The sequence below is a fragment of the Sediminibacterium roseum genome, from assembly GCF_009939005.1.
Classification (GTDB): Bacteria; Bacteroidota; Bacteroidia; order Chitinophagales; family Chitinophagaceae; genus Sediminibacterium; species Sediminibacterium roseum.
Genome location: NZ_JAACJS010000015.1, coordinates 86,772 through 99,850, shown reverse-complemented (window position 1 = coordinate 99,850; position 13,079 = coordinate 86,772). Strand labels below are relative to the sequence as shown.

Below are 13,079 nucleotides of genomic sequence, written 5' to 3'. Positions count from 1 at the left end.
CATTCAGTTTGAAAGCGTGTTTATTCGTTTCTGAGACTTTTCACCGGGTTGAGCAAAGCAGACCTGATCGCCTGGAAGCTGACTGTCAGCAGGGCGATGATGAATGCGGCTGTTCCGGCCAGTGCAAACACCGTCCAGCTTATGTTTATGTGATAACTGTAATCCTGCAGCCATTTGTTCATCGCCCACCAACCGATGGGGAAGGCGAGGAGGATGGCGATACAAACCAGTTTGATGAATTCTTTTGAAAGCAATGCCACCAGGCTCTCTACCGATGCGCCCAGTACTTTTCGTATGCCGATCTCCTTGGTGCGGCGCTCCGCGGTATACATCGACAGGCCAAACAAGCCCAGGCAGGCAACGATGATGGAAAGACAGGTGAATACGCCAAATACAAAACCCTGTTTCTGGTCTGCCCGGTAGAGGTTCTCAAAATTTTTATCGAGGAAAGAATATTCAAATGGAATAGAGGGAGCCAATTGTTTCCATTTCGATTCCATCTGCTGCAGGGTTCCCTGTATGTCTTTGTCGTCGATCTTTGCGATGATGAACCCGGTTCTGAGCCTGTAGGTTTTGGAACTGAGGTTGAACAAAGCGAACGGGCCGATCGCGGAGCGGATCGATTCAACATTAAAATCTTTTACCACGCCGATCACCTGGAAACGCTGGTTGTTGTTGCCGGAGTAAGTGATGAATTTGCCAAGCGGTTCTTTCCAGCCGATCTGTTTTACCGTTGCTTCGTTAACGATCACAGAAGCGGAGTCGTTGAATTCTTTGGAGAAGTTCCTTCCTTTGACCAGCTGTATGTTCAATGAAGGAATAAAGGATTCATCCACCATATACGAGCTAAGGCCGATGTCTTTTGCAAGCGGTTCTTTTACGCCATTGATCTCGGGCACGTAAAAATCGCCGAACGCATTTGCTGTAGGAACGCTCGAAGAAAAACCCGCGAACTTCACACCACCGATGCCCTGGATCTCCTGCCTGAAAACCTGCGCGGCGTTGTTTTCGAGTTTTTCGGCATTAGGGATGATCACCACGTTCTCTTTCTTCAATCCCATGTCTATCTGTTTGGTGTATTTCAGTTGTTGAAACACGACCACGGTACAGATGATCAACGCGACGGAAACCGTGAACTGGAACACCACCAATCCATTCCTGATAAACAAACTGGAAAGGCTTTTGGAGAAGAAGTTTCCCTTGAGCACTTTTACCGGGTTGAACGCGGTAAGATAGAATGCCGGGTAGCTTCCCGCAAGTAAACCGGTAACAATCGTTAACAGGATCACAAACAACCAGGTTTGTGAAGTGAAGATCGTGCTGTACACCAGTTCTTTCCCTGAAATGGAATTGAACAAGGGCAACAGCAGCGCCACGAGGAACATAGCGATGATCGCGGAAATAAAACTATAAAGCAATGCTTCCGCGAGGAATTGTTTGATGAGTTGTTTTCTTCTTGATCCCAATACTTTTCTTATCCCCACTTCTTTTGCCCTTCTTGCCGATTGGGCCGTGCTCAGGTTCATAAAATTGACGCAGGCCAGTACCATGATGAACAAAGCGATGGCGGAAAAAATGTAGATGTATTTGATATCGCTCAACGTTGTGAGGAACGGAGAACTGATGCCGGCGGAGCGGAGGTGCACGTCGGTTAACGGCATGAGGTGAAAATCCCATTTGCCGCCTTTCTTGATGAACTCGTCAAACGGCTGGCCGATGCGTTTGAATGCAGTGGCTGCCTGCGTTCTCACCATTTCTGGGAACTTGGCTTCGAGCGTTTGCATGCTCTGTTTGTCTGCCGCGGCCGTTTTGTTTAATACCACGTAGGTATTCATCTGGCACCAGATCCAGCTCCAGCTGAAGCGTTTTACCGGCGGGCAGGCGCTGGTCGGGATCAGCAGGTCAAATTGAATGGAAGCCTGTGCGGGCAGGTCGTTCAGCACCGCAGTTACCTTGAACGGTTCGCTGTATTCGTCCAGTACCAGGTTTTTGCCAATGGGGTCTGCGTTCCCGAAATATTTTTTGGCTGTTGTTTCCGTGAGTACGATGGAATGCGGTTCAACAAAACAACTCGTTGCGTTGCCCTGTTTGAATCCGTAATCGAACACTTCCAGAAAATTGGAATCAACGGCGAGAAATTTGCTTTCTGTAAAGTGTTTCGGTTCCGCAACATCATTGCTGGTACTGATCACTTCGCGGCCCATTACAAAATAACGGGTATAGGTTTCAATTTCGGGGAACGTTCTCTTCAACGCCGGGCCGATGGTGGGCGGCGTATTGGAGATATAGGCTGCCTGTCCGCCCATTACCGCATCAAGGTTTACCTGGTAAATCCGGTCCGCTTTTTTAAAGAAGCGGTCGTATCGTTTTTCATCCTGCACAAACATCGTAATCAGTACAACACAAGCAATACCAATCGATAAGCCGGCAATATTGATGATACTGTTCGCCTTGTTGCGGAAGAGGTTCCGCCAGGCGATCTTGATATAGTTCTTGATCATTTGCTTAACATTAGTAGTTGGTAATTAAAGGGCCGGCAATTTTAATAGTCATTGATGCTTCTTTGATGAATACCATCGCCGCAGGTGCTTACACCAGGATGTTTTCTGTAACCGTTTGTCCATCCAGCATTCGTATGATCCTGTGGCTGTAACGCGCATCGTGTTCCGAGTGCGTTACCATGATGATGGTGGTGCCCTGCTCGTTCAGGTTTGTCAACAGTTCCATCACTTCGTTTCCGTTTGATGAATCGAGGTTACCCGTTGGCTCATCGGCGAGGATCAGTTTCGGGTTGTTTACCACGGCGCGGGCAACGGCAACACGTTGTTGCTGTCCGCCTGATAACTGTTGCGGGTAGTGGTTGCGGCGGTGCATGATCTGTACTTTCTCAAGCACTTCTTCCACTTTCGCTTTCCTGTCTGCGGCCTTTACGCCGGTATAGATCAACGGAAGCTCCACGTTTTCAAAAACAGTAAGTTCATCGATCAGGTTAAAACTCTGGAACACGAAGCCGATGTTGTGTTTGCGCAGGTCGGCACGCTGGCGCTCGTTGAATTTCGCGATCTCGATGCCGTTGAAAATAAAACTTCCCGCATCGGGGTCGTCCAGCAAACCCAATATGTTCAGCAAAGTTGATTTGCCACAACCCGAAGGGCCCATCACGGCAACAAATTCTCCTTTTTTGATTTCGATTGAAAGTTTGTTGAGCGCAATCGTTTCCACTTCGTCTGTGCGGTAAACTTTTTCCAGGTCGGTGATCTTTATCATGTTTCAGTGTTTTTTGTGAGTGTTGAATGGTTAATGTGTTTTTTTTCTCCGGATGTTCGGCTGCGGGTCATCATTCCAACCCGCAAACCTTCATCCGTCAACTGTAATTGTATCAACCGCGTTTAAGGTTTCTTCAGAACGAGTTCCTGCATCGTTCCATAATTTTCGTAACTGGATGTAACTACTTTATCGCCCGGTTTCAATCCTTCCAGCACCTCGTAATAATCAGGGTTCTGCCTGCCGAGCCTGATCTCTGTTTTGTATGCGATGGTTCCGCTTTCATTTAACTTATAGATCCAGTTGCCACCGGTTTGTTGGTAGAAACCTCCTTTCGGAACAAGGATCGCCGTTGTTTCGTCGCTCAGTGCAAGGAGGATCTGCAGCGTTTGTCCGCGACGAATGCCTTGCGGCACCGCCCCCTCAAACTGCATATCTACCTGGAAACGGCTGCCGGTTACCTGCGTAAATACTTTTGTGATCTTGAGTTTGTAGTCTTTTCCTGCAAATGAGAACGTACCCGCCAACCCGATGAAAACGCGTGAAATATAATGTTCATCGATGTCTACGCGCACTTTAAAGCCGCTGAGCACATCTATCTGCCCGAGCCTTTCGCCCTCTCTTTTGTTCTGGCCGATCTCTGCGTCCAATGCGGTGAGTTGTCCGTCAACAGGCGCACGAACAACCAGGTCGCCCACTTTTTTGCGCATCACAGACAAAGCATTCTGCGATCCTGCATAAGATTGTTTTGCCTGCTCCAGCTGCTGCTGGTTGGAAGCGGAATCCTGTTGAAGGATCTTGTTGGTGAGTTGTTTCTTTTGTTTCAGGTAATTGTAATTGTTCTCGGATGTTTTGAACTCCTGTGAGCCGATCGCTTTTTGTTCGTACAGGTGTTTGTTGAGTTTATACAGGCGTTCGGCTTCGGTGAGCTGGCTCTCCACATCCGTCATCTGGTTGAGTTTGTTAACCGTATTCTGCTGCGCAGCATTCCTTGAGATCTGCATCTGCGTGAGGAGGTTGTAAACGGAAGTTTCCTGGTTTACCAAACTCAGCTGAAGGTTGGTATTCGACAATTTGAGGATGGGCTGGCCTTTTTTCATCATTGCGCCGTCTTCCACGTATTTCTCTTCCACGCGGCCCCCCTCGGTTGCATCGAGGTAGATGGACGTGATGGGTAATACGATACCGTTTACAGGGATCAGGTCTTTGTAAGGCCCTTTTTTAACTTCGCTGATGGTGATGCGGTCTGTATCTACATTCAGTTTGGAATTGCCCGATGTAAAATACCATGCGCCAAAGATCAAGGCAGCCACGCCAACAATGCCAACGATCGTGAGGATCCGTTTTGTACTCCATTTTTTCTTTTGAATGACTCTGTCCACTGTTTTGGTTTTTATGTTTCTTAGATGAGTTTGATGATGCCAAGGCTTGCTTTTTCACCAGAACAAGCCGAATCATTGTTTGAATGCGCGCGCATCAGGAACAATAATCCCAGCGTTCCCGCGATCAGCAGGATGGTTGCCACGCGGGCCGGATGTTGCATAATGTGTTTCATGGTCAAAAAATTTCAGGAATGTGTAAGAAACGATTGTGCCAAAACCTAACTATATTGATTTTCAATGTTTTATTTTCAGCTTTTGCCGAACACTGTACGCATACGGTACAGGAAGTGTCCGGTTTTGATACAGTGCATTTGGTACGGTTTTATCTAAAGTGCTGTCTTTCAAAAGGTTGATGTTTGTGGTGTAACGTTTGTTTGTGGTTGTTACGGGTTACTGTTTTATATTGGCGGACTTTATCCATGAACCCCCGTTTCAACAGAACTCAGAAAACTGCGAATTGTTACAAAACGGTGGTTGCAAAAAACAGTAGCGCACAACAAAACGAACAAGAACTTCAGTCCAAACTGCCTTACAACATGAGTTTAAAGAAAGCCAGCATTTTAGTGATCGACGACGATACCGATGTATTAACCGCAGTGCGTCTCCTGCTTCGCACCGAGGTTAAGGAAGTGGTGACGGAAAAGAATCCCGAACAGATCCCATTTTTACTGGGCAAGGGTGATTTTGACCTGGTACTCCTGGATATGAATTTCAATGCATCCATCAACACCGGTAACGAAGGCATTTACTGGCTCCAGCGCGTTAAGCAGCTGAAACCCGAGGTGTCGGTGATCATGATCACAGCCTACGGCGATATTGACCTCGCCGTACGCTCGCTTAAAGAAGGCGCCTCTGATTTCGTGGTGAAACCATGGCACAATGAGAAATTATTGTCTACACTTACCACCGTGCTGAAAAACCGTGAAAGCAGGAACAGCAATGCGCCCGCACGCGCCAAAAGCGGCAATGTGAGCAATGCGATGATAGGGGAGAGCGAAGTGATGGAAGATATCTTTCACAAGATCGATAAGATCGCACCAACGGATGCGAATATTTTGATCCTTGGAGAGAACGGAACGGGTAAGGACCTGATCGCGACCGCCATCCACGAGCAATCGCTCCGTGCCGATAAGCCTTTCATTAAGGTAGATGTGGGCGCGCTCACCGAGAGCCTTTTTGAAAGCGAACTGTTCGGCCACAAAAAAGGAGCGTTCACAGATGCGCGCGAAGACAGGATCGGCCGGTTTGAAGCGGCCAATGGAGGCACGTTGTTTTTGGATGAGATCGGTAATATTTCTTTGCAGCAGCAGGCCAAGCTCCTGACCGTTCTGCAAAACAGGCAGGTTACCCGTCTGGGAACCAACCAGCCCGTTCCCATAGACATCCGGTTGATCTGCGCCACGAACATCCCACTGAGCGAGCTGGCGAATGAGAACCGGTTCAGAAAGGACCTGATCTACCGCATCAACACCGTAGAGATCACCGTTCCGCCGCTGCGGAAAAGAAAAGATGATATTTTATTGCTGGCCAACCATTTTGCGCGGATCTATGCCAACAAATACCTCAAACCGAATATCCGGTTCCAGCCGTCGGCGCTGGAAAAACTGCAGCAATACCCGTTTCCAGGCAACGTACGCGAGCTGCAATACACGATCGAACGGGCGATCATCATGGCGGATACGGAAGTGATCGAGGGTTCGGATCTTTTGTTCTCACCCATCGAGTCGTCTGTTACGGCAGAATCGCAGGAAGACGAGGTGATGAAACTGAGTACGATGGAGAAGAATACGATCATGAAAGTGATCGACAAGCACAACGGCAACATCAGCAAAGCCGCGAAGGAGCTGGGTTTAACAAGAACCGCATTATACAGAAGACTTAGTAAATATGACATTTAAGAAATTTCAGTGGGACATACTCATCCGTGTTTTGTTCCTGTTCGCTACGCTCAGTGGTGCGGCCTATATCATGGTGATCGGGGAGTATTTGTGGGAAGTGATCCTTGCGCCCATCATCATTTACCAGGTGATCGATTTTTACAACCTCCACAAACAGGCACAGCGCGAGGTGGAGCAGTTTGTAGAATCGATACAGTACCGTGATTTTTCCAGGAACTTCAACGTATCGCAGGCGCCGCTCGATCTGAAGCCCTTGCGCAAAGGCTTCAACGAGATCAATTCTGCATTCAAGGTGATCTCAAAAGAAAAAGAAACACAGTACCAATATCTCCAGAAAATTCTTGAACTGGTAGATACCGGCATCATCTCTTACGAAATCGAAACAGGGGAAGTGGTATGGATGAACGAGGGCCTGAAACGGATGCTGCTGCTGCCTTATCTCAAAACCATCCACTCTCTGCAGCGGCGCGATGAGCAGTTGTATGAACATGTGGTGAATCTTAAACCAGGCACCACGCACATTGCAACGGTGCACCAGGACAAGAACACATTCAAGATCCTTTTATCGGCCACTGCTTTCCAGACCGAAGGGAGAAAGTACCACCTTGTTGCTTTCCAGAACATCAACGAGGCGCTGGATGAAACAGAATCAAAGGCCTGGCAGAAACTTTTGAGCGTGATGACGCATGAGATCATGAATTCGGTTGCGCCTATTTCATCCCTCGCCGACACCCTGAAAAACAGGCTGCACGAATCTGTTCAGCATCTCGACAACAGCAATGGCGTGGTGGATGATCTTGAAGTGGGCATCAATACGATCAAAAGAAGAAGCGAGGGATTGTTGAAGTTCGCGGAAGTATACCGTAACCTCAACAAGATCACCACACCCAACCTCAAACATGTTTTTGTGCGCGATCTTTTCGAGAACATGCACAACCTTATGCAGCCCACATTCAACCAGAAAGGCATTGAAATGGAGATCATCCTGAAAGACCCCGAGCTGGCGCTGGATGTGGATACGAACCTGGTAGAACAGGTGCTGATCAATCTTATTGTTAATGCGATAGAGGCGGTAAAGGAAAGTGCGCAGCCGCGCATTGTACTATCCGCCATTGTATCGGCAAACAACAAAGTGGCGATCAAGGTGGCCGACAATGGCTATGGCATGAATGAAGAGGTGATGAACAACATCTTCATTCCATTCTTCAGTACCAAAAAGAACGGGAGCGGTATCGGGTTGAGCTTGTGCAAACAGATCATGATGCTGCACAAAGGAAACATTACTGTAAATTCGGTGGAAACAAAGGGAACGGTGTTTACGCTTCAGTTTTAAAGATGCGGCTCTCATCCGCTTCAGTCGTTTTAAGTTGTTCTTAATCCATTAACCGATTTTATCTTCCCTTTCACCCCGAAGTTTTTTTTCATAGCTTCATCGGGTTAAATTTGAAATACCCGTTAAATCAATCAAAAACTACTGAAAGAGAATGAAAAAGATTTATGTAAGCCTTTGCCTCGTTTGTGCTGCGGTTGCTCTTACGCATTGCGTTTCAACAAGAAGTTTTTCCGGAAACAGTACAGCGGCGGTTTCTGCTCCGAAGAAAACAACTTACCAGGACAATGTAACGCAGATCCTGCAAACGCAATGTGCGCCCTGCCATTTCCCCGATAAGGGCGGCAACAAAAAACCATTGGATTCCTACGCGGGCGCAAGCGCGCAGGTGGATGAAATATTGCGCCGCATCCAGCTCCAGCCCAACGAAAGAGGCTTTATGCCACGCCAGCATCCAAAGCTTTCAGACAGCACGATCAACGTGATCAAAGCCTGGAAAGCCGAAGGGTTGCTCGAAAAACAATAAGAGATTTTACTGTATGATAGCGGGTTACGGTGTATGGGGCAAAGTATAGACAATTATGTTGCCGTACTTATGACCCCTACATCGCATCTGCTATTGCTGTTCCCGCTCGATGGCAGTAATGATTTTCTTTGATTTGCTGATCGCCGAATCGTACCGGTCGATCACTTCTTGTGTGAAGGAAAGCGTGATGGAAATGTTGTACGCCTTGTCTGTGATCAGTAAATCCGGCATGTTATTAGAGCCATCCGGATTTCGCTTCATCGTATCAAAAAGATACGCAAACAATACTTCTTTTCTTTTCGTGTAAAGATTTGTGCTGCTGATCAGGTTGGGAAGATCCTCCTGGTACAGGTCGAGAATCGTGTTCTGCAACTCTTCATTTTCAATGGTGCTGAGCTTCCCGCTCGATTTAAATCCCTGGTAACGGCCGTCGTTGGGTACGAGGCCGGTTGTGTTCAATATATATCCCTGGTGCTTTCGCAGCGAATCGGGATTTAATTTTTGTCCGGGGGGCAAACTCGTCAGGTACCTGAATGCTTTGGCCGCGCCTATGTAAGATTTTTTATCAGACTCCATTTCCCTGATGTCGTTGGTAAGATCTGTTTTCAACCCGTTCAGGAAAGCATGTACTTCTTTCTGTTCGGAGCTGTGTTCTCTCTGCCGCTCCAGAAAGGCCGCAAACGAAACGGCAAAAACAATGATCAACACTTCAATTCCGATCTCTTTTACTTTTTTCCATGGAGAGATGTCCTGGCTCTTCCATAATTTGTATACTTTCCTGCTGTGCCCGGTGATTTCGTGTTCCATTTGTTTTGGTGGGTTAGGTGTAACGAAGATAAGGAGAAGAACACAAGTGACAAGGCTGCCGGCAACAAGTGCGCACGCTTCAGAACCGGCTGTTTCATGCACTTGTATTCTTGTTCCCCGCCCCGCTGTTTACCCTACCTTTGCTTAATGAAAGTCTTTACCACCCCCAGCCGCATCATCATTACCTGTCACAAATGGCTGTCGCCCGCACTGCAATCAGAAGTAACAGAACTCGGTTTCTCCATAGTGCGTTCGTTTCAAACGGGTGTTGAGTTGAAGGGAACGGTCGCGGACTGTATACGCCTGAACCTGAACCTGCGTTGCGCCAGCCAGGTGATGTATTCGCTGAAAGCATTTACCTGCAACGATCCCGATGAGTTGTACCGCGAACTGGTTTCCGTTGAATGGGAAACGATGCTTGCGCCCGACGGATATTTCTCTGTAACGAGCAATGTGTTTCATCCTACCATACAGACCAATCTTTTTGCCAACCTGCGTGTGAAAGATGCCGTGGTTGACAGGATGCGCAACCAAACCGGCAAGCGTCCGTCTACCGGTTCCGGATTAACCGGCGCCGTGGTTTATCTTTTCTGGAAGCACGAAGAGGCTGAAATATTCCTCGACACATCGGGCGAAACCCTTGCCAAGCACGGCTACCGCAAGCTGCCGGGCAAAGCGCCGATGCTGGAGGCATTGGCCGCGGCAACGATCCTCTCTACTAAATGGGACAAACGCTCCCCCTTCATCAATCCCATGTGCGGTTCGGGAACCCTTGCCATTGAAGCGGCGCTGATCGCAACAAACAGGCGGCCCGGCCTGTTGCGCACCAATTACGCGTTCATGCACATCACCGGTTACGACAAGCAGGTGTATGAACATGAGCTGAAGCTTTTGCGGGAGCAGGTGAAAGAATTACCGGGATCGATCATCATCGCCTCAGACAGGAGCGAACTTGCCATCTCCACTGCAAAAACCAATGCGGCTGCGGCGGGTGTGGAAAACATGATCGATTTTATGGTCTGCGATTTTGAAAAAACAGTGGTACCCGAACAACCCGGTGTGATCATGTTCAACCCGGAATACGGCGAAAGGCTGGGTGATGAAATTGAACTGAATGCCACCTACGCACGCATGGGCGATTTCCTCAAAAACGAATGCCGCGGTTATACGGGCTATGTGTTTACCGGCAACCTCGATCTCGCCAAAAAAATACGCCTCAAACCAAGCCGGCGCATCGAATTCTTCAACGCAACGATCGATTGCCGGCTGCTGGAATACGAACTGTACGCCGGCACAAAACGCGGGGATAAAACGGGGCCGCAGGTATCGTGACCGTTCCCGGTTCCCACGTTGCAAAACACTCACAGGCGTTAGTTCATTTTATTAATTGAATTGCACTATTTTCATGGCAAAGAAGGTTTGCCTTATGAAAAGATATTGTCTTGCACTCGACCTCATCGACGACGATGAACTCATCAAGGTTTACGAACAGTGGCATCAGAACATATGGCCGGAAATTGCGGAAAGCATCCTTTCATCTGGAATTGAACAGATGGAGATCTACCGTGTAAGCAACCGGCTGTTCATGATCATGGACGTGGGCGACGCCTTCTCATTCGAAGCAAAAGCAAAAGCCGATGCATCCAACGAAAAAGTGCAGGAATGGGAAACGTTGATGTGGAACTTCCAGCAGCCGTTGCCTTTTGCAAAACCGGGGGAGAAATGGGTGTTGATGAATAAAATATTCTCCTTAAAATAGTTCAGGAAACATGTTCAATCTACAAGGCAAAACAGCCGTGGTAACCGGCGGCGGAAGCGGGATAGGCAAAGCGATCGCACTTACGTTTGCCGCACAGGGCGCCGTTGTTCACATCATCGATCTCAATAAAACCGCAGCCGATGAAACCGCTGCCGCCATCAACAGCAATGCCGTTGCACATGCGTGCGACATCACCAGCCAGCAGGCGGTAAAGGATGCATTTTCTGCCATCGGGCCATTTGATATTCTCGTGAACAGCGCAGGTATTGCGCATATAGGCAAAGCCGATACCACGGACGAAGCAGACTTCGAACGCGTTTTCAACGTGAACGTAAAGGGCACCTACAATTGCCTGCACGAAGCGATCGGTGTTTTCAGGAAAAAGGGTGGTGGGGTAATATTGAATGTGGCGTCGATCGCTGCCTTGGTGGGCATACCCGACCGGTTTGCCTACAGCATGAGCAAAGGAGCGGTTTACGCGATGACATTGAGTGTTGCCAAGGATTATCTCAAAGAAAACATCCGTTGCAATTCCATCTCGCCGGCGCGGGTGCACACGCCGTTTGTGGATGGTTTTATCGCAAAGAATTACCCTGGAAAGGAAAAAGAGATGTTCGATAAACTGTCGGCCTCGCAACCCATAGGCCGCATGGGCAGTGTAAACGAAGTGGCCGCGCTCGCCTTGTACCTGTGCAGTGATGAAGCGGGTTTTATTTCGGGCAACGATTATCCATTGGATGGAGGATTTGTTAAACTCAACAACTGAATACATGAGAAAACTCACTGCTTCCGCTGCGTTTGTTTTAGCGGCTTTATGCGTAACCGCACAATCGTATTTACCCACTGCCGAAAACAAAGCGGCCCGCGAAAATTTCCAGGACATGAAATTCGGGATGTTCATTCACTGGGGCGCCTCGAGCGTGCTGGGCGCAGGGGAATGGGTGATGAACAACCGCAACATACGCGTAGAAGAATACAGGAACCTGGTGCGCGTTTTCAACCCGGTCGATTTTGATGCGAAAGCATGGGTTGCCACGGCAAAGAACGCCGGGATGAAATACATCACCTTCATCACGCGCCACCACGATGGCTTCAGCAACTGGGATACCAAACAATCCGACTGGAAGATCACCAATACACCCTATGCAAAAGATGCATTCAAACAACTGGCGGATGAGTGCCACAAACAAGGCATGAAACTCTTCTGTTACTATTCCCTGCTCGATTGGTACCGCAGCGATTACCAGTACGAAACAGGTAAAACAGGCAAGGGTACAGGCAGAACGCAGAAAAGCAACTGGCCATCGTACATCAATTTTATGAAGCAGCAGCTGACGGAACTGTTGACCAATTACGGGGAGATAGACGGCATCTGGTTTGACGGGCATTGGGACCAGCTCGACAATGACCACGACAAAACATTGCAATCAAAAGTAGACTGGCATTACAACGAGATCTACGGTTTGATCCACAAACTGCAACCCAAATGCCTGATCGCAAACAACCACCATTTATCACCCATTGCCGGGGAAGACTTCCAGGCATTTGAAAAGGACCTTCCTGGTGGAAATACAACGGGTTTCGGCGGCGCAAGCATTTCGCAGTTGCCATTGGAAACCTGCGAAACGATGAACGATGCGTGGGGATACAATATGACCGACCGCAAATTCAAATCATTCCCCGCACTCATCCGCTACATGGTAAATGCCGCAGGGCGCAATGCCAATTTTTTACTCAATGTGGGCCCGCAGCCCAATGGCGTGATACAGCAGGAGTTCCGCGATACACTTGCCAAAGTGGGCGCATGGATGCAGGCCAACGGCAGCACGGTATACGGAACGCGTGGCGATATCATTCCTGCACAGGAATGGGGTGTTGTTACCGCGAAAGGGAAAAATGTGTACGCGCACATACTCAATAAAAACAAGGTACTGCAACCTTATATTTTTCTCCCGGGGTTTGATGCAAAGAGCAAAATAACCGCGGCTGCTGTTTTTTCAAACAAAAAAAACATCCGTTTCAAACAGGAAGCGGAAGGCGTGTTTGTATACCTCGACGATGTGAAATTTGACGAGGTGGATACCATCATACAACTAACCATACAATAAAAAAG

At 48.3% G+C, this 13,079-nt stretch carries 12 protein-coding genes; 7 read left to right on the top strand and 5 right to left on the bottom strand.

Annotated elements, in window-relative coordinates; genetic code table 11:
- Positions 1 to 20: 20 nt before the first annotated feature.
- From GWC95_RS11590 to GWC95_RS11575, 4 genes are all read right to left on the bottom strand, one after another.
- Positions 21 to 2,501, bottom strand: a complete 2,481-nt coding sequence (locus GWC95_RS11590) for an ABC transporter permease (protein WP_161818891.1) — start codon at positions 2,499 to 2,501, stop codon at positions 21 to 23.
- Positions 2,502 to 2,589: 88 nt separating this feature from the next.
- Positions 2,590 to 3,267, bottom strand: coding sequence for an ABC transporter ATP-binding protein (locus GWC95_RS11585; protein ID WP_161818890.1), 678 nt, complete (start codon positions 3,265 to 3,267; stop codon positions 2,590 to 2,592).
- 122 nt (positions 3,268 to 3,389) lie between these two features.
- Positions 3,390 to 4,646 carry an efflux RND transporter periplasmic adaptor subunit gene (locus tag GWC95_RS19990; RefSeq protein WP_161818889.1) on the bottom strand — a complete coding sequence of 419 codons (1,257 nt, stop codon included), beginning with the start codon at positions 4,644 to 4,646 and terminating at the stop codon, positions 3,390 to 3,392.
- A 20-nt stretch (positions 4,647 to 4,666) separates the two neighbouring features.
- A complete protein-coding gene (locus GWC95_RS11575; RefSeq protein ID WP_161818888.1) occupies positions 4,667 to 4,819 on the bottom strand; it encodes a hypothetical protein in 153 nt (50 codons plus the stop codon).
- Positions 4,820 to 5,182: 363 nt separating this feature from the next.
- On the opposite strand from GWC95_RS11575, the gene GWC95_RS11570 reads away from it, so the two are divergent.
- From GWC95_RS11570 to GWC95_RS11560, 3 genes are all read left to right on the top strand, one after another.
- Entirely contained in the window at positions 5,183 to 6,544 is a 1,362-nt protein-coding gene (locus GWC95_RS11570; protein ID WP_161818887.1) for a sigma-54-dependent transcriptional regulator, read from the top strand.
- Positions 6,534 to 7,877, top strand: coding sequence for a sensor histidine kinase (locus tag GWC95_RS11565; protein WP_161818886.1), 1,344 nt, complete (start codon positions 6,534 to 6,536; stop codon positions 7,875 to 7,877). Before GWC95_RS11570 ends, GWC95_RS11565 begins: the two co-directional genes overlap by 11 nt.
- Positions 7,878 to 8,028: 151 nt before the next feature.
- Complete coding sequence (locus tag GWC95_RS11560) at positions 8,029 to 8,400, top strand: c-type cytochrome (protein ID WP_161818885.1); 372 nt, start codon at positions 8,029 to 8,031, stop codon at positions 8,398 to 8,400.
- A gap of 90 nt (positions 8,401 to 8,490) precedes the next feature.
- Here the strand turns inward: GWC95_RS11560 and GWC95_RS11555 are convergent, their stop codons facing one another.
- Positions 8,491 to 9,207 (bottom strand): DUF6090 family protein, encoded by a 717-nt coding sequence (locus GWC95_RS11555; RefSeq protein WP_161818884.1) that lies wholly within the window; start codon positions 9,205 to 9,207, stop codon positions 8,491 to 8,493.
- A gap of 147 nt (positions 9,208 to 9,354) precedes the next feature.
- On the opposite strand from GWC95_RS11555, the gene GWC95_RS11550 reads away from it, so the two are divergent.
- From GWC95_RS11550 to GWC95_RS11535, 4 genes are all read left to right on the top strand, one after another.
- On the top strand, positions 9,355 to 10,539 hold the full coding sequence (locus tag GWC95_RS11550) for a THUMP domain-containing class I SAM-dependent RNA methyltransferase (protein ID WP_161818883.1): 1,185 nt from the start codon (positions 9,355 to 9,357) through the stop codon (positions 10,537 to 10,539).
- 94 nt (positions 10,540 to 10,633) lie between these two features.
- Positions 10,634 to 10,966 carry an L-rhamnose mutarotase gene (locus GWC95_RS11545; RefSeq protein ID WP_161818882.1) on the top strand — a complete coding sequence of 111 codons (333 nt, stop codon included), beginning with the start codon at positions 10,634 to 10,636 and terminating at the stop codon, positions 10,964 to 10,966.
- Between the two features lie 10 nt (positions 10,967 to 10,976).
- Positions 10,977 to 11,732 (top strand): SDR family NAD(P)-dependent oxidoreductase, encoded by a 756-nt coding sequence (locus GWC95_RS11540; protein ID WP_161818881.1) that lies wholly within the window; start codon positions 10,977 to 10,979, stop codon positions 11,730 to 11,732.
- A gap of 4 nt (positions 11,733 to 11,736) precedes the next feature.
- Positions 11,737 to 13,074, top strand: a complete 1,338-nt coding sequence (locus GWC95_RS11535) for an alpha-L-fucosidase (RefSeq protein WP_161818880.1) — start codon at positions 11,737 to 11,739, stop codon at positions 13,072 to 13,074.
- Positions 13,075 to 13,079 lie beyond the last annotated feature (5 nt).